The sequence below is a fragment of the Amycolatopsis sp. NPDC047767 genome, from assembly GCF_040704195.1.
In the GTDB taxonomy this organism is placed as follows: domain Bacteria; phylum Actinomycetota; class Actinomycetes; order Mycobacteriales; family Pseudonocardiaceae; genus Amycolatopsis.
The window spans coordinates 105,379-128,769 of the sequence record NZ_JBEYSJ010000013.1 but is presented as its reverse complement, the minus strand read 5'-3'; the positions used below and the strand labels follow the sequence as shown (position 1 = coordinate 128,769).

22 protein-coding genes and 1 riboswitch are annotated in these 23,391 nt (G+C 70.8%); of the genes, 10 read left to right on the top strand and 12 right to left on the bottom strand.

Going from position 1 to position 23,391, the window contains the following annotated elements:
• Positions 1-40 precede the first annotated feature (40 nt).
• From AB0878_RS23805 to thiO, 4 genes are all read right to left on the bottom strand, one after another.
• A complete protein-coding gene (locus tag AB0878_RS23805; protein ID WP_285972041.1) occupies positions 41-472 on the bottom strand; it encodes a MarR family transcriptional regulator in 432 nt (143 codons plus the stop codon).
• Between the two features lie 182 nt (positions 473-654).
• Positions 655-1,410: a thiazole synthase gene (locus AB0878_RS23800; protein WP_366582442.1), complete on the bottom strand. Its 756-nt coding sequence runs from the start codon at positions 1,408-1,410 to the stop codon at positions 655-657.
• Between the two features lie 2 nt (positions 1,411-1,412).
• Positions 1,413-1,613 carry a sulfur carrier protein ThiS gene (gene thiS / locus AB0878_RS23795; RefSeq protein ID WP_366582441.1) on the bottom strand — a complete coding sequence of 67 codons (201 nt, stop codon included), beginning with the start codon at positions 1,611-1,613 and terminating at the stop codon, positions 1,413-1,415.
• The gene (gene thiO, locus AB0878_RS23790) at positions 1,613-2,698 is read right to left on the bottom strand and encodes a glycine oxidase ThiO (protein WP_366582440.1); all 1,086 of its coding nucleotides are present in this window, start codon (positions 2,696-2,698) and stop codon (positions 1,613-1,615) included. Before thiO ends, thiS begins: the two co-directional genes overlap by 1 nt.
• A riboswitch (TPP riboswitch) is annotated at positions 2,693-2,798 on the bottom strand. It overlaps the preceding gene by 6 nt.
• A 30-nt stretch (positions 2,799-2,828) precedes the next feature.
• On the opposite strand from thiO, the gene thiE reads away from it, so the two are divergent.
• Positions 2,829-3,494 (top strand): thiamine phosphate synthase, encoded by a 666-nt coding sequence (thiE, locus tag AB0878_RS23785; RefSeq protein ID WP_366582439.1) that lies wholly within the window; start codon positions 2,829-2,831, stop codon positions 3,492-3,494.
• On the opposite strand, the gene AB0878_RS23780 is transcribed toward thiE, so the two are convergent.
• A complete protein-coding gene (locus tag AB0878_RS23780; protein ID WP_366582438.1) occupies positions 3,491-4,285 on the bottom strand; it encodes a hypothetical protein in 795 nt (264 codons plus the stop codon). The genes thiE and AB0878_RS23780 overlap by 4 nt on opposite strands.
• A gap of 154 nt (positions 4,286-4,439) precedes the next feature.
• Here AB0878_RS23780 and AB0878_RS23775 point away from each other — a divergent pair, with 154 nt between their 5' ends.
• Positions 4,440-5,384, top strand: a complete 945-nt coding sequence (locus AB0878_RS23775; RefSeq protein ID WP_366582437.1) for a threonine/serine dehydratase — start codon at positions 4,440-4,442, stop codon at positions 5,382-5,384.
• Between the two features lie 3 nt (positions 5,385-5,387).
• On the opposite strand, the gene AB0878_RS23770 is transcribed toward AB0878_RS23775, so the two are convergent.
• Positions 5,388-6,944: an MFS transporter gene (locus tag AB0878_RS23770; RefSeq protein WP_366582436.1), complete on the bottom strand. Its 1,557-nt coding sequence runs from the start codon at positions 6,942-6,944 to the stop codon at positions 5,388-5,390.
• 113 nt (positions 6,945-7,057) lie between these two features.
• Positions 7,058-7,813, bottom strand: a complete 756-nt coding sequence (locus AB0878_RS23765; RefSeq protein WP_364049734.1) for a GntR family transcriptional regulator — start codon at positions 7,811-7,813, stop codon at positions 7,058-7,060.
• Between the two features lie 155 nt (positions 7,814-7,968).
• Between AB0878_RS23765 and AB0878_RS23760 the strand changes: the two genes are divergently transcribed.
• Together AB0878_RS23760 and AB0878_RS23755 are read left to right on the top strand one after the other, a co-directional pair.
• Positions 7,969-9,012, top strand: a complete 1,044-nt coding sequence (locus tag AB0878_RS23760) for an SIS domain-containing protein (RefSeq protein ID WP_366582435.1) — start codon at positions 7,969-7,971, stop codon at positions 9,010-9,012.
• A complete protein-coding gene (locus AB0878_RS23755) occupies positions 9,009-10,010 on the top strand; it encodes a BadF/BadG/BcrA/BcrD ATPase family protein (protein WP_366582434.1) in 1,002 nt (333 codons plus the stop codon). Before AB0878_RS23760 ends, AB0878_RS23755 begins: the two co-directional genes overlap by 4 nt.
• Positions 10,011-10,117: 107 nt before the next feature.
• On the opposite strand, the gene AB0878_RS23750 is transcribed toward AB0878_RS23755, so the two are convergent.
• Positions 10,118-10,786 carry a DUF3159 domain-containing protein gene (locus AB0878_RS23750; RefSeq protein WP_366582433.1) on the bottom strand — a complete coding sequence of 223 codons (669 nt, stop codon included), beginning with the start codon at positions 10,784-10,786 and terminating at the stop codon, positions 10,118-10,120.
• Between the two features lie 276 nt (positions 10,787-11,062).
• On the opposite strand from AB0878_RS23750, the gene AB0878_RS23745 reads away from it, so the two are divergent.
• The 6 genes from AB0878_RS23745 to AB0878_RS23720 all read left to right on the top strand — a co-directional run bounded on the left by AB0878_RS23745 (position 11,063) and on the right by AB0878_RS23720 (position 15,898).
• A complete protein-coding gene (locus tag AB0878_RS23745) occupies positions 11,063-11,890 on the top strand; it encodes an SGNH/GDSL hydrolase family protein (protein ID WP_366582432.1) in 828 nt (275 codons plus the stop codon).
• An 84-nt stretch (positions 11,891-11,974) separates the two neighbouring features.
• Positions 11,975-12,712 carry an OmpA family protein gene (locus AB0878_RS23740; RefSeq protein WP_366582431.1) on the top strand — a complete coding sequence of 246 codons (738 nt, stop codon included), beginning with the start codon at positions 11,975-11,977 and terminating at the stop codon, positions 12,710-12,712.
• Positions 12,713-12,718: 6 nt separating this feature from the next.
• On the top strand, positions 12,719-13,162 hold the full coding sequence (locus tag AB0878_RS23735; RefSeq protein WP_366582430.1) for a LapA family protein: 444 nt from the start codon (positions 12,719-12,721) through the stop codon (positions 13,160-13,162).
• A gap of 93 nt (positions 13,163-13,255) precedes the next feature.
• Positions 13,256-13,732 (top strand): hypothetical protein, encoded by a 477-nt coding sequence (locus AB0878_RS23730; RefSeq protein ID WP_366582429.1) that lies wholly within the window; start codon positions 13,256-13,258, stop codon positions 13,730-13,732.
• Entirely contained in the window at positions 13,729-14,613 is an 885-nt protein-coding gene (locus tag AB0878_RS23725; RefSeq protein ID WP_220244693.1) for a hypothetical protein, read from the top strand. The genes AB0878_RS23730 and AB0878_RS23725 overlap by 4 nt, the downstream gene beginning before the upstream one ends.
• 634 nt (positions 14,614-15,247) lie before the next feature.
• Positions 15,248-15,898 (top strand): hypothetical protein, encoded by a 651-nt coding sequence (locus tag AB0878_RS23720; protein ID WP_366582428.1) that lies wholly within the window; start codon positions 15,248-15,250, stop codon positions 15,896-15,898.
• A gap of 1,573 nt (positions 15,899-17,471) precedes the next feature.
• Here AB0878_RS23720 and AB0878_RS23715 read toward each other — a convergent pair.
• From AB0878_RS23715 to ectB, 4 genes are all read right to left on the bottom strand, one after another.
• On the bottom strand, positions 17,472-20,234 hold the full coding sequence (locus AB0878_RS23715) for a BTAD domain-containing putative transcriptional regulator (RefSeq protein ID WP_366582427.1): 2,763 nt from the start codon (positions 20,232-20,234) through the stop codon (positions 17,472-17,474).
• A gap of 476 nt (positions 20,235-20,710) precedes the next feature.
• On the bottom strand, positions 20,711-21,613 hold the full coding sequence (thpD, locus tag AB0878_RS23710) for an ectoine hydroxylase (RefSeq protein ID WP_366582426.1): 903 nt from the start codon (positions 21,611-21,613) through the stop codon (positions 20,711-20,713).
• 66 nt (positions 21,614-21,679) lie between these two features.
• Complete coding sequence (locus tag AB0878_RS23705; RefSeq protein ID WP_364049755.1) at positions 21,680-22,075, bottom strand: ectoine synthase; 396 nt, start codon at positions 22,073-22,075, stop codon at positions 21,680-21,682.
• A gap of 27 nt (positions 22,076-22,102) precedes the next feature.
• On the bottom strand, positions 22,103-23,356 hold the full coding sequence (ectB, locus tag AB0878_RS23700; RefSeq protein WP_366582425.1) for a diaminobutyrate--2-oxoglutarate transaminase: 1,254 nt from the start codon (positions 23,354-23,356) through the stop codon (positions 22,103-22,105).
• Between the last annotated feature and the right edge of the window lie 35 nt (positions 23,357-23,391).

The window sequence follows — 23,391 nt, the reverse complement described above, 5'->3', positions numbered from 1 at the left end:
GCCGGTCGAGCTGTGTCCGGAAGGGCGCCTCCGACGGCAGCTAGCTGTCGTCGGAGATCAGGGCCTCCAGGGCCGGCAGCGCGACCGTGAGGGCTTCGCGGTATTCGGGGCTCAGCTTGTCGAGGCGGCGGTTGAGCTCCTGCACGCGGGTGGACCGCACGCCGGACACGAGGCGCTCGCCCTCTTCCGTCGCGCGGGCGAGCCAGGCGCGGCGGTCGACGGGGTCGGACTCGCGCGTGACGTAGCCCGCCTCGACGAGGGTGGCGATTATGCGCGACATCGTGGCCGCCGCGACGCCCTCCTTCGCGGCGAGGTCGCCGAGGCGCAGCTGACCGAAGTGGACGAGCGTGGCGAGAGCTGAGATCGCGCCGTGGCCGGGCCCGGGGACCCCCGCCTGCCGCAACGAGCGCGACAGCCGTCCCACGGCCAGGTACAACCTGCCCGAGACGTCCTGGACCGAGGATAGAGTCACGGCTGGCTCCTCCTGCCGCTGTTGCCCGCCGCCTTTGCGCCGGAAGGGTGTCGTCCACCATAAGGCCTGCCGGTGCACGTTCGGCGTTAAGCGCGGACGAAATCACCGACCGGCGCGCCCAATGCGGCCCACTTGCACCAGGCGGCTTACCCGCCTTTACCCCGGGAGGGCGAAACCAGCGGTCAGCGGGGCGGGCTCGTCGCGTGAGCCCAGAACCGCTGCGGCACCCGGCCCGCGTCGCGCGCCAGGCGGCCCGCCTCGACGCCCGCGCGCATGGCCGCGGCCATGCGTTCCGGGTCCTTCGCGCGGGTGACCGCGGTGGACAGCAGCACCGCGTCGCAGCCGAGTTCCATGGCGAGGCAGGCGTCGGAAGCGGTGCCGATGCCCGCGTCGAGGATGACGGGGACCATGGCGCGCGCGACGATCAGCTCGATGTTGTGCGGGTTGCGAATGCCGAGGCCCGTGCCGATGGGGGCGCCCAGCGGCATCACGGCGGCGCAACCCGCTTCCTCGAGCCGCAGGGCGAGCACGGGGTCGTCGTTGGTGTACGCGAGCACGGTGAAGCCGTCGGCCGCCAGTTGCTCCGCGGCGTCCAGGGTTTCGAACGGGTCGGGCAGCAGGGTGCGGTCGTCGGCGTGGACCTCGAGCTTGATCAGGTCCGTGTCGAGCGCCTCGCGGGCCAGCTGGGCGGTGAGCACGGCCTCCGCGGCGGTGCGGCAGCCGGCGGTGTTGGGCAGCAGCTTGATCCCGAGGCGCCGCACGAGACCGAGCACGCCGGTGCCGCCGTCGGCGTCGGCCTTGCGCATGGCGACGGTCGTCAGCTCGGTGCCCGACGCGACCAGCGCGCGTTCCAGCACCGACAGGTTCCCGGCACCACCGGTCCCGATGATCAGCCTCGACGACAGCTTGTGTTCGCCGATGACCAGCGCGTCGTCCATCGTCAGCCTCCCTGCACCGCGGTCAGCACGTCGATGTTCGCGCCCTTCGGCACCACCGACGCCTCCCACGCGCCCCGGCGCACGACCTCGCCGTTCACCGCGACGGCCACGCCCTGGCGGGTCACGTCGAGCGCGTCGAGCACCTCGGACACGGTGGCGCCGTCGGGGAACTCGCGCCAGCTCCCGTTGACCTTGATCTCCATCAGACTCGCTCCTTCTCCAGCAAACGGGCGGGCGCGGCCGCCCCGATCTCGTCCGGCGGCGCCTCGCCGGCCAGCCAGGCGACCACGGCGTCGGCGGTCACGGGGGCCATCAGCAGGCCGTTGCGGTGGTGGCCCGTCGCCGCGTACACGCCTTCGCCGAGCTCCCCGATGTACGGCAGCGCGTCGCGGCTCCCCGCGCGCAGCCCGGCGGCGATCTCGACGAGCTCGTACTCCGTGATGCCCGGCAGGATCCGTTCGGCGCCTTCGAGCAGCTCCCGCACGCCACGCGCGGTCACGGCCTCGTCGAAGCCCGCTTCGTACTGCGTCGCGCCCAGCACCAGCTCGCCGTCGGCGCGCGGCACGAGGTAGATCGGCCGGCCCTCGACCATCGCGCGCACCGTGTACGGCGGAGGCGGCAGACAGCCTCGGCGCGGCCGCAGCCGCAGGATCTCGCCCTTGAGCGGCCGCACGGCGTCGGCCAGCAGCGGGTGCAACGCGCCCGTCCACGCGCCGGCGGCCAGCACAGTGCGAGTGTCCGGACCGGTCACGTCGTCGAGCGAAGCAATCCGTGAGGTGGAGAACTCGACCCCGCGCTTCGAGCACGCCGCCAGCAGCGCCGTCAGCAGCTTCCGGTTGTCGACGGCCAGGTCACCCGGCACGTGGAGCCCGCTGCGCACCGCACCCAGGCCCGGCGCGAGCCGCCGCGCCGCCCGCCCGGTGAGCCGCTCGACGTCGCGACCCAGCGACGTCAGGTACTCGGCGAGGATGTCGAGGTGCCCGGCGTCGGCGCTGTCGAACGCGACCACGATCGTCCCGTGTTCGGCCAGCCCCGGGTCCGTGCCCTCCGCGGCGAGGTCACGCGCGAACGCCGGCCAGCGCCGCAGCGACTCCTCGCCCAGACTGAGCACGTGCTCCTCACCCGGCCACGCCTCCGTGACGGGCGCCAGCATGCCGCCGGCCACCCAGGACGCGCCGCGCGCGGGTGCCGGATCGACCACCGTGACGCGGTGGCCGCGAGCCGCCGCGCGCCAAGCCGCGGACAGGCCGATGACACCGCCGCCGACGACGGTGAGGTTCTCGCTCATGGGAATCACGCTCCCTGCGCCGGCATGACCCGGATCAGGTTCCACGGTCGGAGCGGCAGCTCCCTCTCAGCCCGTGCCTCGGGCTCCCGTGCGGACCACCCCACTCTAGTGCGCGGGTAACGTCCCCGCCATGCCCGCCCTGACCGGATCACAGATCCGCACCCGCCTGGCCGATTCGCGGCTGTACCTGTGCACCGGCGCCCGCTCGTCGCGCGGCGACCTCGCCGAGTTCGTCGACGCGGCGCTGGCCGGCGGCGTCGACATCGTGCAGTTGCGCGACAAGACGAACGGCGCCCCGCTCGAGGCCGCGCAGGAGATCGCGGCACTCGAGGTGCTCGCCGAAGCGTGCGCGCGCCACGGTGCGCTGCTGTCGGTGAACGACCGCGCCGACGTCGCCCTCGCCGTGGGCGCCGACGTGCTGCACCTGGGCCAGGACGACATCCCCGTGCCGCTCGCGCGCCGCATCCTGGGCGACGACGTGGTGATCGGCCGTTCCACGCACTCGCCTCAGCAGGCTACGGCGGCGGCCGCCGAGGACGGCGTGGACTACTTCTGCACCGGCCCGTGCTGGCCGACGCCGACCAAGCCCGGCCGGTACGCGCCGGGCCTGGACCTCGTCCGGGCCACAGCCGAAACCGGTACCGACCGGCCGTGGTTCGCGATCGGCGGCATCGACACCGAACGGCTGCCGGAGGTGCTCGCCGCCGGCGCGACGCGGATCGTCGTGGTCCGCGCCATCACCGACGCCGAGGACCCGAAGGCGGCCGCGCAGGCGCTGAAGTCCCGGCTCGCTTAGGGGGTCGGGGTCGCCGAACCCGCCTTCGTCTGCGGCGCGCTCGGCGTGGTCGACGCCGCCCCACCCGTGCTCGACGGCGGCGGAGCGCTGTCCGAGCTGCTCGAAGACGTCGGGCTTTCGCTCGTCGACGTGCTCGACGACGAGGACGACGGCGGCGGGGTGTTCGACTCGGTCTCGCTGGGCGGCGGGCTGTTCTGCGACGTGGCAGGCGGGTTGTCATCCTGCTTCTGTTGCTGGCTCGTGCCCGGGTTCCCATGGGTGAAGACGCCGGATCCCACCTTGCCGTGCAAGGCCAGCTCCGCCCCCACCGCCACGGCGATCGCGATAGCCGTCGCGACCACACTCGTCCCGATGATGATCGGCCAGCGCAGCTTCCTCAGCTTGTCACCGAAGGATTCCTCCGGCTCCGGCTGCTGCGGCCCGGTGAGTTTCGAGATCCGCACCGTCGGCATCTCCGACGGGTCGAGCGGCAGCAGCACGGTGGGCATCTGCGCCGGATCGTCGACCGGCGACAGCCCGGACTTGCTCCCCTTGCGCTGCCCGGCGGTCACGAGCGCCGCGCGCGCCTTCAGCGCGGCCTCGCGCGTGCGCTGCAGCGAACGCAGGTACAGCTCGGCGCCGACCGTGGTGATCACGCTCGCCACCCCGGCCCCCACCACGGTGCCCGCCACGCCCAGCGTCGAGCCCAGCAACGCGGCCGTGACGGCGGCCAGTGCCGTCGCCACCACCTGCGCTGGGCGGAAACTCTTCTTCTCGCCCTGCTCCGACGTCTTTTCCTGCTGCTGACTCATGATCCCGATCTACTAGTGCCCGGCCACTTCCCCTGCGGTGTTCAACGAGTAAGGCGCGCGAGGAACTCCCCGCGTTGCCCATCCGTGAGCGAGGACACGTTGACCGTCCACAATGGATGGACTATGGCTCACATTTTCCTGACATACTCACCACATGCGATTGGTGACGATCTCCGATATCGAGGCCGCGGCAAAGCGGGTAGCCGACCACGCCGTGCGCACGCCGCTGCTGCGCCAGCACTGGGCCGAAGGCGAACTGTGGCTCAAACCCGAGAGCCTGCAACAGATCGGGGCGTTCAAGATCCGCGGCGCGTACAACGCGATCGCCTCACTCGACGACGCTGAGCGCGCACGTGGCGTGGTCGCGTATTCCAGCGGGAACCACGCCCAGGCCGTCGCCTACTCCGCCAACGCCTTCGGCATTCCCGCCGTGATCGTGGTGCCGGACGTGGCACCGCGCTTGAAGGTCCAGGCTACGCGCGGCTGGGGCGCGGAGGTGATAGAGGTGCCGATCGCCGAGCAGGAACCGGTCGCGGCCGCGCTGGCGAAGGAGCGCGGGCTCACCTACATCCCGCCGTTCGACCACCCCGACGTGATCGCGGGCCAGGGCACCGCGGGCCTGGAAATCGCCACCGACCTGCCGGACGTCGACACGGTGCTCGTGCCGGTGAGCGGCGGCGGGCTCGCTTCCGGCGTCGGCACGGCGATCAAGGCGCTGTGCCCCGGCGCGAAGGTCATCGCCGTCGAGCCCGAGCTGGCCGGCGACACCGCCGAGAGCCTGCGCGCCGGCCGCCGCGTCGAGTGGCCGATGGACCGGCGCGCCCGCACGATCGCCGACGGCCTGCGCGCCCAGCCGTCCGACCTGACCTTCGCGCACTTGCAGAGCGTGCTCGACGGCATCGTCACCGTGACCGAGGGCGAGATCCGCGACGCCACGCGCGTGCTGGCCCGCCGGGCGCGGATCGTGGCCGAGCCCAGCGGCGCGACGGCCACCGCCGCGTACCTGCACCACGCCGGCGAGCTGCCGGGCGGCAAGACGGTGTCGGTGATCTCCGGCGGCAATGTCGACCCGGCGCTGCTGGCCGAGCTGCTTGCCTAGGGGTCAGTCGCGCGGCGGGCCCGGGCGGACGTGGGTCGGCGGTCCCTCCACTCCGCAGTGGAAGCACTCGCCGGGGTGGGGTGACTCGTCGTCCACGGTCCGCTTGGGCGCCGCGGCGCCGTCGGGAACGCCGGCAGGGGCGCCGGAGTCGTCCGGAGAACCGAGCACGCCGTTGTGAATCCCCAACGCGATGAGGCCTCCGGCGATCGCCAGGACGGCGCAGATGAGCAGTGCCATGCGCCAGCCGGCCGTCAACGCGACGGGGTCGCGGTAGGCCGAACCGGTGAGTCCGGCGGCCGCGGGGAGCACCGCGACCGCAAGAAGACCACCCGTTCGGGCGATCGCGTTGTTCACACCGGACGCGACACCGGCGAAGCGGTCGGGGGCCGCGGCGAGCACCGTCGCGGTCACCGGCGCCACCGTGCACGCGAGTCCGAGGCCGAAAACGACCACCGCGGGGAAGACCGAACCGAGGTAGGAGAACCCCGGTCCGACGCGGATCAGCAGCAGCATGCCGATGCCGATCACGATGGGTCCGACCACCAGCTGCAGCCGCGGCCCGATGCGCTGGGCCAGCGCGCCCGAGCGGCCCGAGAGCAGCAGCATGATGATCGTGATCGGCAACCCGGCCAGGCCGGCGAGCGTCGGCGGGTAGTTCAGGGAAACCTGCAACTGCAGGACCAGCAGCATCATCACGGCGCCGAGGGCGGCGTAGACCACGAACGTGAGCGCGTTGGAGAGCGTGAACGTCCGGTCGCGGAACAGGCTGGGCGGCACGAGCGGTTCACGGGAGTGGTGCTGCAGCCAGAGGAACACGCCCATCCCGGCGATACCGGCGACCAGGGCGACCAGCACGATCGGGTCGCCGATGCCGCGGCCGGGCGCTTCGACCAGCGCTCCGGTGATGCCCGCGAGCCCGATCGCGCCCGTCGCGGCGGCTGTGAAGTCCGGGTGGCCGGTGGCCGTCTCGTCGCGCGACTCGGGCACGAACTTCAGCGCCATCAGCACCACGACGATGGCCAGCGGCAGGTTGATCAGGAACGCGAGCCGCCAGGACCAGACCTGCACCAGCACGCCGCCGATCAGTGGTCCGACCGCGGCGGCCAGACCACCCAGCCCGGACCACGCGCCGATCGCGCGCGCCCGGTCGTTGTGCGCGAACGACGACTGCAGGATCGCCAGCGAGCCCGGCGTCAGCAGCGCGCCGCCGATGCCCTGGATGATCCGGAAGACCACCAGCTCCGTGGTCGAGGTGGCGATCGAGCACAGCCCCGACGCGACGCCGAACCAGACCACGCCGATCAGGTACACGCGGCGCCGGCCGTAGCGGTCGCCGAGCGAGCCGGCCACGAGGATCAGCGCGGCGAGCGCCAGCATGTAGCCGTCGAGGATCCACTGCAGGCCGGCGACGGTGGCGCCGAGCTCCTCGCCGATCCGGGGCAGCGCGACATTGACGATCGTCCCGTCGAGCATGGCCATGCTCGAGCCGAGGATCGTCGTCCACAGCACCCCGCGCGCCAGCGGGGTGCCCCAGCGGATCCCGCTGCCGGTCGTCGTCACGGTGCGATCACCACGCACGCTCGAAAGTCATGCGCACACGGTGTCGCGACGCCGGTCCGGGCGCAACCACCCACGCCCGGCCCGGCGAGTGCTCGTGGGCCCACCGGCCCGGCTCACGGCAGCAGCGTCGTGACGAACTTGTAGCGGTCGCCGCGGTACACCGAGCGCGCGAACTCCACCGGCTTGCCGTCGGTGGCGAACGAGTGCCGCGTCAGCATCATCACGGGCATGCCGACGTCCGCGCCGAGCATCTCGGCTTCCTGCGGGCCGGCGAGCGACGTCTCGATCGTCTCCTCGGCGCGCTCCAGCTCCACGCCGTAGTGCTCACGGAGCACCGCGTAGAGCGACCCGCCGGCCGAAATGTGCTTGCGCAGCCCGCGGAAGCGCCCGAGCGGCAGGTGCGTCGTCTCCAGCGCCATGGGCTGGGAATCGGCCAGCCGCAGACGGCGAAGGCGAAGAATTTTCGCACCCTGGCGGATCGCGAGCAGTTTCGCGAGTTCGCCCTCCACGGGCAATTCCTCGAGTTCGAGCAGTTTCGACGACGGCTTCAGGCCTTGCTTGCGCATGTCCTCCGTGTACGAGGACAGCTGCAGCCGCTGCGCGAGCTTCGGCTCGGCCGCGAACGTGCCCTTGCCTTGAACGCGATGCAAGCGGCCCTCGGCCGTCAGGTCCGCCAGCGCCTGCCGCACGGTGGTGCGCGACACGGTGAACTCGCCCGCCAGCGCCCGTTCCGTCGGGATCGGCGAGCCCGGCGGCAGAGCGTCGAGCAGATCCAGCAGGTGCTGTTTCAGCGCCCAGTACTTGGGTTCGCGCTGTCCGCGCACACCCGCCGTGGTCCCCGCCTCACTCGCGGGGGATGTCTCCAACATGACCGGCTCCCTCAGCTTTCCCTCACTATCGCGCCACTTCCCCGTCAAGAAACGTACCCTTCACCACAAACGCTCCGCCCGGCTAGCATTGGTCTAGACCTGACCGCACGCCGCTCAGCACACCCGGGACCGCGGTCCCGGCGGAGAGGAAAGTGATGACCCAACAACATCCCGGCGAGCACATGGCCGCGGAAATCTCGGAGCAGCCTGCCGTACTGGCCGGGCTCGTCGAGCGGCAGGGGGAAATAGCCGAAGTAGCTGAAAAGATTTCACAAAAGCCGCCCCGTTTCGCCTTGCTCGCCGCCCGCGGTTCGAGTGACCACGCCGCGTTGTACGCCAAGTACCTGATCGAGGTCCTCCTGGGTCTTCCCGCGGGTCTCGTGTCACCGTCCACCGCGACGCTCTACGGCGCGCGGCCGGACCTGAAGGACGTGCTCTTCGTCACCGTGAGCCAGAGTGGCGGCTCGCCCGACCTCATCGAGGTCACCGAAGCAGCCCGGCGCCAGGGCGCCCTCACGGTGTCGGTCACGAACACGCCGGACTCGCCGCTGCGCGCGGCGGCCGAGCTGGGCGTGGACATCGGCGCCGGCCTGGAGAAGGCGGTGGCCGCGACCAAGACGTACTCCGCGACGCTGCTCGCGCTGTACCTGTTCGTCGACGCCGTGCGCGGCGGCAAGGCGGCCGACGCGCAGAAGCTCGGCGACCTCGCCCAGCAGACGCTCGACGGCGCGACCGAAGGCGTGCAGCGCGCGGTGGACCGCTACCGCTTCGTCGACCGCGTGCTGACCACCGGCCGCGGCTACTCCTACGCGACGGCGCTCGAAGGTTCGCTGAAGCTGGCGGAGACGAGCTACCTCGCCGCCCGCGCGTACAGCGGCGCGGACCTGCTCCACGGCCCGGTCGCGGCGGTCGACGGCGAGACGGCCGTGCTCGCCGTGACCAGCGCGGGCCACGGTGGCGCGGCGATGGGCGAGGTGCTCGAGGCCGTCGGCAAGCGCGGCGCCGACGTGCTCGCGGTCGGGTCCGCGTCGGCCGACGTGCCGGCGGCGCTGCGGATCCCCGTGGCCCCGACGGCCGAGGAGCTCGCGCCGATCCTGGAGATCCTGCCGATCCAGCGCATCGCGCTCGGGCTTTCGCTCGCGCGCGGCGGCGACCCGGACAGCCCGCGTGGGCTGCTGAAGGTGACCAAGACCCGGTGAGTCTCGTCGTGGGCGTGGACGCCGGTGGCACGTCGACGCGAGCGATCGCGGTCGACGCCACCGGCGCCGTGCTCGGCTCGGCGACGGCCGGCGGCGCCAACCCCAACTCGCACCCGCCGGCGGAGGCGGCCGCGCGCATCGCCTCGGCGATCGAGCGGGCGCTGGGCGGGCGCACCGACGTGCGCGCCGCCGTGGTCGGGCTGGCCGGGGTGAGCAAGCTGTCCGACCCCACCGTCGCGGCCGTGTTCGCCGAGGCGTGGCAACGGATCGGTTTGGACGGTGCGGTTCGGACGGTGGCCGACGCCGAGGTCGCGTACGCGTCGGCGACGTCGGCCCCCGACGGCACCGTGCTCGTGGCGGGCACCGGCTCGATCGCCGGGCGCATCCGCGACCGGCGGATGACCGCCACCGCGGGTGGCTACGGCTGGCTGCTCGGCGACGAGGGGTCGGCGTTCTGGCTCGGGCGTGAGGCGGTGCGATCCACTTTGGAGGCGCTCGGCCGCGGGCCGGCGCTCACCGGGCTGCCGGCCGCCGTGCTCGCCGAGGCCTTCGGACCGTCTCCTGTGGACTCCCGCGACGACGGGGCCATTTCAGACAATCCCGATTTCCCCAATTCGCTTGTCACGGAAGCGAATCGGTTGGCCACCGCGCGTGCGCTCATCACGAAGGTCAACGCCGAAGCGCCGATCCGGCTCGCCCGGTTCGCGCCCCTCGTGAGTGCCGCGGCGGCCGCCGGAGAGTCCTCCGCGACGGAAATCGTGGCCCGGGCAGCCGATCTTCTGGTCGCCACGGCCCTCGCCACGCGCGACCCGGGCGAGAAAACTCCCGTGGTGCTCGTGGGCAGCGTCCTCACGGGAACGGGACCGGTGGGACCGCTCGTGCGGGCCGGGCTGGCCGGGCTCGACGTGCTGACCAGCTCCGACGGAGTGCTCGGCGCCGCGTGGCTGGCCGCCGTGGACGCCTGGGGAGAGACGGCGGCGCGGCCTTCGGCAAGGTGAATACGACCAAAACCTGGTTCGAAGTGTTCAAACCGTCGACTCAACCCCTCCGGGCCGGGTACCGTAGGCATCGGCCCCCGGACCCTCCCCCCTCGCCGGGGGCCGCCTTATGTCCTGGGTCCGTCTTCCGAACCCGGTTCCGGCGCGAGCCGCAGGCCCGGGTGCCCGGCCGGCAGCGCCTTGTACAGCACCCAGCCGCTCACCGCCACGGTCGCCGCGACCAGTGGCCACGAGAGCGCGGTGCGCGCGATGCCGAGGGCGACCACGTGCTCGCCCCACCACAGCAGGCCGTAGACCACCACGCGGATCAGGTACTGCAGCACCCACACCCAGCTCGCCCACGAGTACGCGCGCAGCAACGCGGGGTCACGGCGCCAGCGCGTCTTCTGTCCGATCAGGAGCCCGACGATCACGCCCAGCAGCGGCCACCGCACGACGATGCTGGCGGCGAAGAGCAGGGCGCTCGCCGCGTTGGAGAGCAGCTGCAGCAGGAAGAAGTCCTCCGCACGGCCGGTGTGCAACGCGATGAGCGCGGCGATCACGACGGCCGCGAGACTCACGACGACGGCACGCGCCTTGTCGCCGCGGATCAGCCGGTAGGCGCCGAGCACCACGGCCACCCCGATGGCGACGATCGCACCCCACGAGATCGACTGCCCGGTGGCCAGCCAGCCCACCACGAAAGCGACCGGCGGAATGCTGGCGTCGATCGCCCCTCGGCGGCCGCCGAGGATCTGCGCGAGCGACTCGCGCGAAGGCGTCGTCTCGTCCGTCACATCCCCAGCCTGCCGGATACCGGGGTAGCAGGCCCGAAGCGGGAGACCTTCGCCACACAGCGTGTCCGATCAGTGCTCGACTGAGCGGTTCGTCACCCCGGATCGAGGTGAAAATCCCGTAATACAGGCGCGCGAGGATCCGACAAGATAAGAGACTGTGACTTCCGGCTGAACCAGGGGTGGCGGCCGGGAAGGATACGGGGACGTCCGATTGTTAGTTGTGGTGTACAACTTAACGCGGGGCAGGCGCGGCTAGACCGGGAAGGGGATCCCAGCGTGTACGGAATCGACAGTTACGTGGCGATCGGTGACAGCTTCACCGAAGGCCTCAACGACGAGCTGCCCGACGGCTCCTTCCGGGGCTGGGCCGACCGGCTCGCCGAGATGCTCGCCGCGGGGCGGCCCGACTTCCAGTACGCGAACCTGTCGCTGCGCGGCAAGATGCTCGACGAGATCATGGACGAGCAGCTGCCGATCGCGCTCGAGGTCAAGCCCGACCTGGTCACGCTGTGCGCGGGCGGCAACGACGTGATCGTGCCCGGCGCGGACGTCGACGCCATCGCGGCCCGGTTCGAGGCCGGCGTGGTGAAGCTGCGCGAGGCCGGCATCCCGGTCGTGATCTTCAACGGTCCCGACACCAAGGCGCTCTCGGTGATGAGCGTGCTGCGCGGCAAGATCGGCATCTACAACACCTATCTGTGGGCGATCGCGGCCCGCCACGGCGCGAAGATGGTCGACCTCTGGACCATGCAGCCGCTGCACGACCGGCGCGCCTGGAGCGACGACCGCCTGCACTTCACGCCCGACGCGCACCGCCGCATCGCGCTGCTGACCGCCGAGGTGCTCGGCGTGCCCGTGACCGAGGACTGGCGCGAGCCGTACGCGCCGACCGCGGAGCCGGCCACGTGGATCACCTCGCGCCGCTCGGACCTCAACTGGACCAAGACGCACCTGCTGCCGTGGATCCGCCGCCAGCTCAAGGGCGAGTCGATGGGTGACGGGCTGTCACCGAAGCGGCCGCGGCTCTCGCCGCTGGTGCAGGCCGAGGCCGCCGCACTGGAGCTCGACGTGCGGGACTTCCAGGACAACGCCACCGCGTCCTGACCAGGCTCAGGTTCGGGTCAGCGCCACCCGAATGGCGCGCCCGACCAGGTCGCCAACGGGCCGTGACCGGCCTATGGTCCCTTTATGTCCGGTGCTCGCGGTTGGCTCCGCCTGATCCCCGTCGCGGTGCTGGTCACGGCTGTGCTCGCCGGGGTGGTCACGTGGGTGCGGGCCGACGGGATCGAAGGCGACCTCACGGGACGATCACGCTCCGCGCTCGTCGCGGCCGGGATCCGGGGCGGCGACGTGTCGTTCTCGGGCCTGCAGGCGACGTTGTCGGGTTTCCCGGCGGACCAGGCCGGGCGTGCGCTGGGGATCGTGCAGGGTGTCGAAGGGGTCGAGTCCGCGGCGGTTTCCGGTGGTGCGGCGCCGAATCCGCCTTCCGTGACGTCCACGCCGCCTGCCACGACGAGCGCGCCGCCGAGCAGCAGTACGCCGCCGAGCACGACTTCGTCCGCGCCGCCGACCGATCGCGCCGGGGTGCAGAAGGAGCTGGACGCGCAGCTGGCGGACACGCCGATCGAGTTCAAACCGAACTCCGCGCAGCTCACGCCGGCGGGTACCCAGGCGGCGCGTGCCGTCGCGAAGCTGCTGAAGGACGCGCCCGACGACCTGCGCTACCGGATCACCGGGCACGTCGGCGAAGGTCCGGGCGGTCGGGCGTCGGCGGTCCGGCTTTCGCAGAGCCGGGCGCGCGCGGTGATGCGGCTGCTGACGGCCGGCGGAGTGCCGGCCAACCGGCTGCTGGTGCGGGGCACCGGAACGGCCGCGCCGGGCGAAGGTGGGGACCGGCGCGTCGAGATCACGGTCGAAGAGAGGTGATGGCGGATGCTCTGGCTCTTCGGGCAGATCTGGCTGTGGCTGCTCGTCGCGTTCCTGCTGGGGGCGCTGGTGATGTGGCTGATCATGCGGGCGGGGCGGCCGAAGCGTTCTCGTGAAGCCGATTCGATTCCGGCCGCGGGTTCGACGTCGGGCTCGTTGCCCGACGTCCCGGAGCCGAGCGACGCCGAGCGGACGCAGTACATCCCGGTGCCGAGCTACGACTACGACGAGCAACCCGAACGGGTCTACAACGACTACCCCGAGGTGGACCCGGACGAGCCGTACACCCCGGACGAGGCCCCCGGTCACCACATCGGGCGACTCCCGGACCCCGAACCGCACCTCTCGGGTGACCTGAACTGGCCGGCCGCCGAAGAGCCCGTGGACGCGTGGCCGCACGACGACGAGCCCCACGAGTCCGCGCCGCGCCGACCTGGGCGAGGTGGCTGACACCCACCTGGTAAGTTCGGCTACGCACTGTGAGCAGCGGTGTGCGCGGGAGCCGTGAGCCTCTCGTCGAGGTTCGCGAGGTCAGGAGGTCCGATGCCGCTCCCGCACTGGACGCCGCAGAACCTGCTGCCGCCGGGCCGTCACCAGGCCGATCTCGCCGACGTCTACGAGCGGCTCGTGTTCGACGCCCCGCACCAGAACGATCGCGAGATCCTGTTCAGTGCGCTCAACAGCTACCTCGGCGTCGCCCGCCGGGTGATCTCTTCGGGCCGCGCGTGGATCGGCGGCGCGTTCGTCACACGCACCGGCTACCCGCCGCGTGGCCTGGACGTGGTGCTGCTGCCCGACGAGTGGGGCGCGCTCAAGCGGCTCGACGACGAGGGGCGAACGGCGCTGTACGGCCTGCTCACGCTGCGCGGGGTGATCGTCGGGCAGCCCGCGATGTACCTCGAGCAGGTGCAGCCGGTGGGCGGGATGCTCGACGGGTTCCTGTGCCGTCCCGGCGACGAGGACGTGTGGGCGACCGTGTGGGCCGAAGGCGGCAAGGGGTTCCCGGAGATGGTCTGGTGAGGAACGAGTTCCGGCGCATCGCCGACGAGATCCCCGGCGGCACGTGGCTCGACGACCTCGCGCGCGCGTCGGCGATGGCGGCCAACGCGAAGTTCGAGCGCACGTCTCGCTCGCCGCTGCTGCACGTGTCGGTGATCGGCGAGACGCACATCGACGCGTACACGTTCTCCGACATCAGCCGCGCGCTTCAGGACGCGACGGCGAAGATCGGGCACATCATCCGCAACCCGTCCAACGAGGTCACCTTCGTCCAGCAGGCTGACCGCGACAAGGCGCCGCTGATCCAGAAGGGCCAGGCGGGCAACGCGATCTTCTTCGGCTTCCCCGAGCCGGCGCTCGACGACGCGCTGATCCACGACGGAATCGAGACGTTGTCCGAGCGCGCGGTCAAGGAGCTCTGCGATTTCCTGCCCGCCAACGGTTCCGACGACGGCGCGCTCGACGCGGTACTGCTGCAGCGCGACACCGTGCGCAACGCAGTGAGCGACATCGTCAACGCGGTGAGCAAGCACGCCGGCATCGGCATGGCGCTCACGCCGACTGCGGGCGAGCACGTGACGCGCAGCGTGACGACCGAGCAGGCGCGGATCCTGCGGGACAGCCTGCGCGAATCGCGCGAGGCCGTGGGCTACGAGACCGTGTCCGGCCGCCTCGACGGCGTCCGCACGCGGCGGCGGATCTTCTACCTGGAGCGCGAGTCCGGCGGCACGATCCAGGGCGCCGTCGCCGAGGACCTGCTCGACCAGATCAAGGAGAACCTCGACCGCCCGGTGACCGCCCGCCTGCGCGTGGTCCGGACGACGACCATCGACGGCCGCCGCGGCCGCCCGGTGCACGAACTGCTCGAGATCACGCCCGAAGTGAGCTTGTTCGACCACTGATTTCGCGCGCTTCGTTCATTCACGGCGCCGATAATGTGTATACGCGGCGCATGCGCAATTGGGTTTCTCTGCTCACGCGCTGACGTGCGGGATGGTAAATGACCGGTGCCTGTTCGGTGCGGTGAATAGATGACGTTTTCTGCTATGTAACGATTTCGCCTTCCACTGGTCGGCGTGGGTTAACGTCGTCGCACTTCGACCCGGAAGGCCCCCACGCATGACCTCCCCCGACCCGCGGCACCCGCCCGCTCCCGCGCGCCACGGCCGCTCTTCCGCGCCGCCTGGCACCGGTTCCGAAGGCGCCTCTCCGGGCCGTGATTCCGCGGATTCTTCGCGGCGGGTTGCGGATTTCGGTGCTGCTGCTTCTCGTGGTGGTGGATCCGGCGTTCACGGCGGTTCGGGGGACGGTGCGCGCCGTCGTGGATCTTCGGATTCCGGAATCCTCGGGGGTTCTCACGCCGCTGTGGGTCGCGGTGGACCTTCGGATTCCGGCGCTGCTGCTTCTCGCGGTGGCAGGCCCGGGGCGTCCGGTGAGGGTGCGCCCCGTCGTGGATCTTCGGACTCCGGCGCGTGGCGAGCCGAATCCGCCGTCTCAGCCCACCGCGGCGGCACCTCGGACTCCGGCTCGTGGCGCGTGATCCCGCCCGACCCCCGGATCGCCGCCGCGCCCGGCGGCGTCCTGCCCACTCCGCCGAACCGCACCCCGCCCAAGCCGAAGCCGAACGTCCTCGGCCTCGTCGGCCTGGTCCTCGGGCTGGCGGCCATCGCGGCGGCGTTCGTACCGGACTACGGCTTCGTCGCATGGCCGCTCGCCGGCGTCGGGCTGGTGCTGGGGATCGTCGGCACGGTCCAGTCCACACACGGCAAAACGGGCGGCCGGGGCCTCGCGGTGACGGCGGTGATCGTCGCGGTGATCGCGGCCCTGCTGTCGGCCACGGTGGTGCTGTTCCCGTCGGTCCTCGGCACCAGCACCGCCGGCGACCTCCACATCCCGCCCACCCCCGGCGACGAACACAACGTCGACTTCGTCGTCACCTCCGCCGGCGGCGCCACCGTCCGCTACGGCACCCTCAACGACCAGCGCACCGAGTCGGCCCCCGCCAGCACCGACCAGTGGCACGGCCACGGCTCCTTCAGCGGCGGCACCCCGATCCTCACCCTGACCGCCGACACCGCCAACGCGAGCGTCGTGAACCAGATCTCCTGCACGATCCTGGTGGACGGAAAGACCGTCGCCGACAGCAGCGGCTCGACGATCGCGTTGTGCACGGCGAATGTGGGGTGAGGTTGGGGGCTCGCGGTTTCGGTGGTGAGGCTTTCGTCGGCTTGGTGAGTTGGCGGGCTTTGCCGGGCTGAGGTCGGCTGGCTGGGCGGCGTTGTGATGCTTGGCCGCCGAGGCGAGCTTTGCCGACCGCCCGACGCGCGGCCCAGCAACGCTCCGCCGTGATGGCGGCTGGGGGTGGCGGTCGGAGCCCTGCGGGCTTTCGCCGACCCGGTCGCCCGGCTGCGCAGCGATGCTCCGCCAACCCGGCGGCTGGCGCGGCTGCCGGGCAAAGGCCGCTCAGCAGCCCACTGCAACCGGCTTTGGTGGCACCGCGCCAAGCTGTGCCGAACGCCGGTTGCCAGGCCAACACGACGAGACCGCGGGGTCCGAGACCATGGGCAACCTTTGCTGGGCCCCAGATCGACCGGCAGCGGGTTGCGGCGCTATGCCGGGCGGGATTTGGTCGAGGCAGCCACGTCGGCTGGTCTGTGCCAACAGCAGCCCGCCCGATGATCCCTCGAAGGTGCGCTCGTCGCCCCGGGGCCTGGCGGCCGGCCGGCCTACCCCCAAGTCGGCCGGCCAACCGCCACCGAGCCGCTCCTGGCGGCTCTTCCGGACCCGCCGCACGCGACTGCGGACCCGCGGCGCCGACTTCACAGCCTGCCCCTCCCCTAGGGCTCCGCCGACACCGCCTACGACCCTACGCGGCCCACACCCTCGGACGCTAAGAAACCACTAAGTATGCCCAGCCAGGGTATCCCCGACCTGCGCAAACCCGGGTGAACGCTGTGCAAGAAACCTCTTGCGCACCCCTCGCGGACCGATCTTCAACCGATCTCCACGCCCCCCGACCGCCAGCCCCACCGCCCGACAGGCGCCCGGCTCCCCGCCGCACCCCTGAGAGGGCACCCCTCCGGCCCCGGCAGACAGGCCCCCGCCCTCCCGAGGGGGGCGTCCCCGAGTCCATTCTATCGGCGGCTGCCGACAAAAACGCTGGCCAAGCCACCGAGGGGGCGAGTTGTCCACAACTCGGGGATGGGTGTGGACAACTTCGGTGAGAGGTGCGGGCGGTGAGGTGAAGTCGCGCTGTGGAGGTGGTGGATTCCCAGGTCATCGGCAGGTAGGTGGGTGATTGAGAGGTACGACCCAGTTGCCGGGTCTGGCTTGGTGGGTGCGGTATGGCTGGACCGTTCACCGACGGCTCGGCGTGATTTGTCGATCAGACATGAGGTGCCCCGTGAGAAGCGCAGGATCGACCGGGGAAAGAACGAGCCGACGGCCAAAGCGAAACCGGCACCTAGCAGCGAAACCGGACAAAGCCGGGCACTTCTGACCGGCGGTCGAAGCCAAGGACAAGGCCGACGTCCAATCGACCAGACCAGATAAGGCCAGTGAACGGGCGAACGGGCCAGTCAAGCCGGACTCGTCGGGCCGGCGAACCAAACCAACCCACCTGCTGGAACTGCACTCTTCAGAGCCGCACCGTCAAGACTCAGCAAAAACCGGCGAACCGATCGAACCACTCCAACCGGTCGAACCACCCCAAGCCAAGGCCACCTCCAGTCAAGGCAGCTCCAGCCAAGGCCACCCAACCTCACCCCAGCTCAGCGGCCTCCGCCTGTACCTCCGGCACCTGAGCCGGATTCACCCGCCCATACAGCACCGCCGCCAGCGCGTACTGCTCCCCAGCCAGCCCAGCCGTCGCGGGCGACGACCGCAGGATCCGCGCCAAAGTCACCCGGAGGATGGCCTCGTGCAGGTCGAACCCCCGGGCATGCGCGAGATCGATCCCCTCCCACGCATAACGGGAAGCCGTCGCCGAATCGCCGAGTCGTTGGGACAGGTCGGCGAGGTTGTTCAGCGAAACCACCGCGTAGCTGTCGTTGCCGAGCTCGCGGTCGATCGCCAGCGAGGACAGTTCGTGGGCCACCGCCTCCTCGAAGCGGCCGGCGCGTTTCTCCGTCTCGGCGCAGTTGTTGAGGGCCTGGCCGCGCAGTTCGAGGTCGCCGGTGCGTTCGGTTTCGGCGACGGCCTCCTGCAGGCGGGAGATGGCTTCGTCGTGGCGGGAGAGCAGGGACAGCATGCTGCCGAGGTGGATGTTGGCGACGGTGATGGAGCGTTTGTCGCCGAGCTGGACCGCGAGGTCGAGGGCGCGTTCGGCGTCGGCGGGGTGGGTGTGGGGCAGCTCGAACGTCAGGGCGATGGCGCAGCGCGAGATGAGCATCCAGCACTGCCCGAGGATCTCGCCGGACGCCTCGGCGGCGGCCAGGCCCAGGTCGATCAGGCGGGTCCACTCGTCGAGCAGGGGCCAGACCACGCGGTAGGTGTGCGAAACCCGCGCGAGGCGCCAGACGTTGCCGTACAACCCGGCCGAATACGCGGCGTCGAGGATCACGAGGAGGTTGGGCCACTCGGCCTCGAACCAGTCCTGGGCCTCGTCGAACGTATGCAGGGCCGGGAGGGCGTCGGCGGGTAACAAGCCGGTCAGGTCGAGGGGGTCGACGATGCGCAGCATACGGCGGCGGGCCGTGTCGGAGGCGGCCTGGTAGAAGTGCACGGCCCGCACGAGGACGGCGGACAACGCGTCACTGTCCAGTTCGGACTCCGCGAGCTCCCGCAAGTACAGCCGCACCAGGTCGTGGGGGGCGAAGACGTCGCGGGCCGTCTCGGTGAGCAGGTTGTGCGCGGCCAGGGTGCGCAGGGCGCGGCGCGCGCGGTCGACGGGCATGGCCGCCACCGCGGCCGCCAGGTGGGGACCGACGCGGCGGACGGGCAGAACGCCCAGCTGCAGCAGGAGCCGCGCGAGGTCGGAGGGGAGACCGCGGAAGGAGACGTCGAACGCGGCGCGCACACCGTCGTCGGCGCCGTCGACCTCCAGGGCGGCGAGGCGGGTGCGTTCGTTGCCCAGCTCGTCGACGAGGTCCTGCGTGGTCCACTGTGGACTGGCGGACAGGCGCGCGCCGGCGATGCGCAGGGCCAGCGGCAGGTAGCCGCACAACCGCGCCAGGGCGTGGTTCAGGTCGAAGTCCGCGGGACCGGCCAGTTCTTCGATCAGGCGCACCGCGTCGTCGGGTGCCAAAGTGCCCAAAACGCGCAGCCGTGCCGCATTGGACACGGCCAGGCCTTCGAGCTTCGACCGGCTCGTCACCACGGTCATCGACCGCGAACCCGGCGGCAGCAACGGCCGCACCTGCTCGGCGGAGCGCGCGTCGTCGAGCAGCACCAGCATGCGGCGGCCCGCGATGAGCGACCGGTACAGCGCGACGCGTTCGTGCAACTGCTCCGGCACGTCGCCCGTCGCGACGCCCAGGCCGAGCAGGAACTGGGTGAGCAGCTCCGCGGGCTCCAGCGGCGCGTGCCGCGGGTCGAAACCGTGCAGCGACGCGAACAACACGCCGTCCGGGAACCGTGCGGCCGCGCGGTGGGCCCACCACACGACCAGCGCGCTCTTGCCCACGCCGGCCGTCCCCGACACCACGGCGACGGTACTCTCGCCGGTCTCCGCGAGACCGTCCAGCCACGCCAGCTCGGCGTCGCGGCCGGCGAGCGAAGGCACCGCGGCGGGCAGTTGTGAAGGCGCTTTCACCGGCGCCGCGACCTCGGGGACGGCGACGTCCAGGTCGTCGTTGAGCACGCGCTCGTGCAGCCACCGCAGGTCGCCGCCCGGTTCGACGCCGAGCGTGCGCAGCGTGGCCCGCGAGACGGTGCGGTAGAGCTCCAGCGCGTCGCCCCGGCGCCCCGCGTAGTAGAGCGCGCGCATGAGCTGCCCGGCCGTGCGCTCGGCCAGCGGGTCGGCGCGCACGAGGGGGCTGAGCTCCACGATCAGCTCGTTGTGCCGGCCCAGCTCCAGGTCGGCGTCCACCCGCGCGCCGTGGATCGCGAGGCGCAGGTCCTCCAATTCGGGCGCCCGCACCGAATCGGGCACGCCGGACAGCGCGGGTCCCTGCCACAGAGCCAAGGCCGAGCCCAGCAACGCCGACGCCTGCTCCGGCGGCTCCAGCACGGCGCGGTCCAGCAGCGCCCGGGCGCGGTGCACGTCGATGCGCGCCGGATCCACCGCCAGCTGGTAACCGGGCGGGCTCGTGAGGATCTCCGCGACGGAGTCACCACCCAGGTCGCGCAGCACGCGGCGCAAGTGCGAGACGTTGCCGTGCACGATCGTCCGCGCGGTGGCGGGCGGGTCGTGGCCCCACAACGCGTCGATGATCTCCTCGAGCGGCACGACCTTGCCGACCTTCAACGCCAGCAGCGCGAGCAGTCCTTTCACGCCGGGACCGCCGATGGAAACTGCACGTGCACCGTCGAGCAGGGTGACGGGGCCGAGCAGCTGCACGTGCGCGCCCGCATTTTCGGCCATGCTCGCGCGCACCTCCCCGGGTCGGTTCCGGCGTCTCCCCCGCCAGGAGGCACAACCTACCGTGGTGATGAGCGGACAGACACAACTCTTTCGTGAACTCCACACGCCGGACACCTACGTGTAAGTCGCCGTTTCACCGTCTGTGCGCACGGTTTTCCCACCCGAACAGCGGTCGTGGCCCGAATGTCGTAACAGACGCACCCCTGGGCAAAACGAATCCGGCCCCGCACCATCAGTCCCGATCTGATGGTGCGGGGCCGGACTCGGTGACGTCGGCCGGGCCGCCAGGGGCGCGGTCCACCCGACCTCAATGCTGCCCGGGCGGGACGGGTGGGCTCACCCCGAGCGAAGAACCCGGACTGCCTCGGACAGCTCCTCCGCGGCGGACCCACGAGGCCCGTGCGGAGTGGCGACAAAGTAACAGGGCGCACATTCACGGCTACGGGCGACCCGCCGCCGCGCGGGGGTAACCCTCGTCACCGGCGCACCGGGGTGGCGTCGCGGCCGGCGATGAACGACGGCCTCGGGTTGCTGGCCGCGAAGGGTTCCTGCAGCGCGTTCTCGACACTGTTGAACACCAGGAAGATGTTCGAGCGCGGGTACGGGGTGATGTTGTTCGACGACCCGTGCATCACGTTGGAGTCGAACCACAGCGCCGTGCCCGCCGTGCCGGTGAACTGGTCGATGCCGTACTCGGCCGCCATCTTCGTGATGTCGTCCTCGGCCGGAACCCCGACGCGCTGGTCCTTGAGCGAGCTCTTGTAGTTGTCGTCCGGCGTTTCACCCGCGCACTGCACGAACGTGCGGTGCGAGCCCGGCATGACCATGAGCCCGCCGTTGTACGGGTAGTTGTCCGTGAGCGCGATCGAACAGCTCACGGCCCGGGGCGCCGGCATGCCGTCCTCGGCGTGCCACGTCTCGAAGTCCGAGTGCCAGTAGAACCCCGTGCCCTTGAAGCCCGGCATGTAGTTCACGCGGCTCTGGTGGATGTAGACGTCCGAACCCAGCATCTGCCGGGCCCGGTCGAGGACCCGCGGGTCGCGCACGAGCTCCGCGATGAGGTCCGAGATCACGTGGACGTCGAAGATCGACCGGACCTCGCCGGTCTTCGCCTCGGTGATCACCCGCTCGTCGGCGCGCAGCTCCTGGTCGGAGGACAGCCGCACGAGCTCCTGCCAGTACGTCTGGACCTCACCGGGCGAGAGCAGGCCTTCGTCGACGGTGTAGCCCTTGGCCTCGTGGTTGGCCAGGGTCGCGGCGTCGATGGGGCCGTCTGCCTCAGTACCCCACACCGTGGGGTGCACGCGCGGAAGTTGCTCCGGCGTACCGGTGATCCGGGTCGGGTATCCGTCCTCGACCCGGGTGTCCATCAGCGTCACAGTTGCTCGCCTCCTGATTCTCTCTCTGTCGGGGTGTGGTGGTGGCGCGGCAGCAGCCGGGAAGGCTCAGGCGGATTCTTCGGTGATGAGCGGGTACACGCCGTTCTCGTCGTGCACCTCGCGGCCGGTCACCGGCGGGTTGAACACGCACACGCACTTGATCTCGGTCTTGGGCCGGACCTGGTGCTTGTCGGAATCGTTGAGCACGTAGATGGTGCCCGGCGCCAGCGGGAAGACCTCGCCGGTCGCCTTGTTCTCCACCTCGCCCTCGCCGGAGGTGATGAACACGGCCTCGATGTGGTTGGCGTACCAGAAGTCGTTCACCGTGCCCGCGTAGAGCGTGGTCTCGTGCACCGAGAAGCCCAGGCCGTCCTTGGCCAGCATGATGCGCTTGCTGCGCCAGTTGGGCGTCTTGATGTCGGCGTCGGTGTCGGTGACTTCGTCGAGAGTACGGACCAGCAAGGGTCGCTCCTTACCTGTTGTTCGGGACTACTTGTTGAGGACTGCCGCGATGGAGTCGTTGATGATCGACAGGCCCTGCGTGAGCTCGTCGTCGGTCAACGTCAGCGGCGGCAGCAGCTTCATGACCTCACCGTCGGGACCGGAGGTCTCCATCAGCAGGCCGCGCTCGAAGGCTTCCTTGCAGACGGCGCCGGCCAGGTCGCCGTTGGCGAACTCGATGCCGCGCGCGAGACCGCGGCCCTTCGCCAGCAGGTTGGCGTCCGGGTAGGCCTCCACGATGTCCTTGAAGGCGGCGGCGATGCGCTCGCCCTTGGCCTTCGTGGACTTCTCGAGCTCGTCGTCGCTCCAGTAGAGGTTGATCGCCTCGGTGGCGGTCACGAACGCGGGGCTGATGCCGCGGAAGGTGCCGTTGTGCTCACCCGGCTCCCACACGTCGAGCTCCGGCTTGATGAGCGTGAGCGCCATCGGGATGCCGTAGCCGCCGATGGACTTCGACAGGCAGACGATGTCGGGCTTGATGCCCGCGTCCTCGAAGCTGAAAAACGGGCCGGTGCGGCCGCAGCCCATCTGCACGTCGTCGAGGATCAGCAGGATGCCGTGGCTTTCGCACAGGTCCGAGAGGCCCTTGAGCCAGGCGAGGCGCGCGGCGTTGATACCGCCCTCGCCCTGCACGCCCTCCACGATCACGGCGGCGGGCTCGTTCAGGCCGCTGCCGGAGTCTTCGATCAGCTTCTCGAAGTAGAGGAAGTCGGGGATCGTGCCGTCGAAGTAGCGGTCGTACGGCATCGGCGTCGCGTGCACGAGCGGGACACCCGCCCCGCCGCGCTTCATCGAGTTGCCGGTGACCGACAGCGCACCCAGCGTCATGCCGTGGAACGCGTTGGTGAAGTTGATGACCGACTCCTTGCCGGTCACCTTGCGGGCGAGCTTCAGCGCGGCTTCCACCGCGTTGGCGCCACCGGGGCCCGGGAAGACGATCTTGTAGTCCAGCTCGCGCGGCTTGAGGATCTTCTCCTGGAAGGTCTCCAGGAAATCGCGTTTGGCCACGGTGAACATGTCGAGCGCGTGGGTCACGCCGTCGCGCTGGATGTAGTCGATCAGCGCGGCCTTGAGCTTCGGGTTGTTGTGGCCGTAGTTCAGCGCGCCGGCACCCGCGAAGAAATCGAGGTAGGCCTTGCCGTCCTCGTCGTACAGCCAGCTGCCCTGCGCACGGTCGAAGACGACCGGCCACCCCCTGCTGTAACTGCGGACTTCAGATTCGAGCTCTTCGAAGATGCTCATGACGTTTCTCTGCTCCTACTCGCCCCGAAATTGAC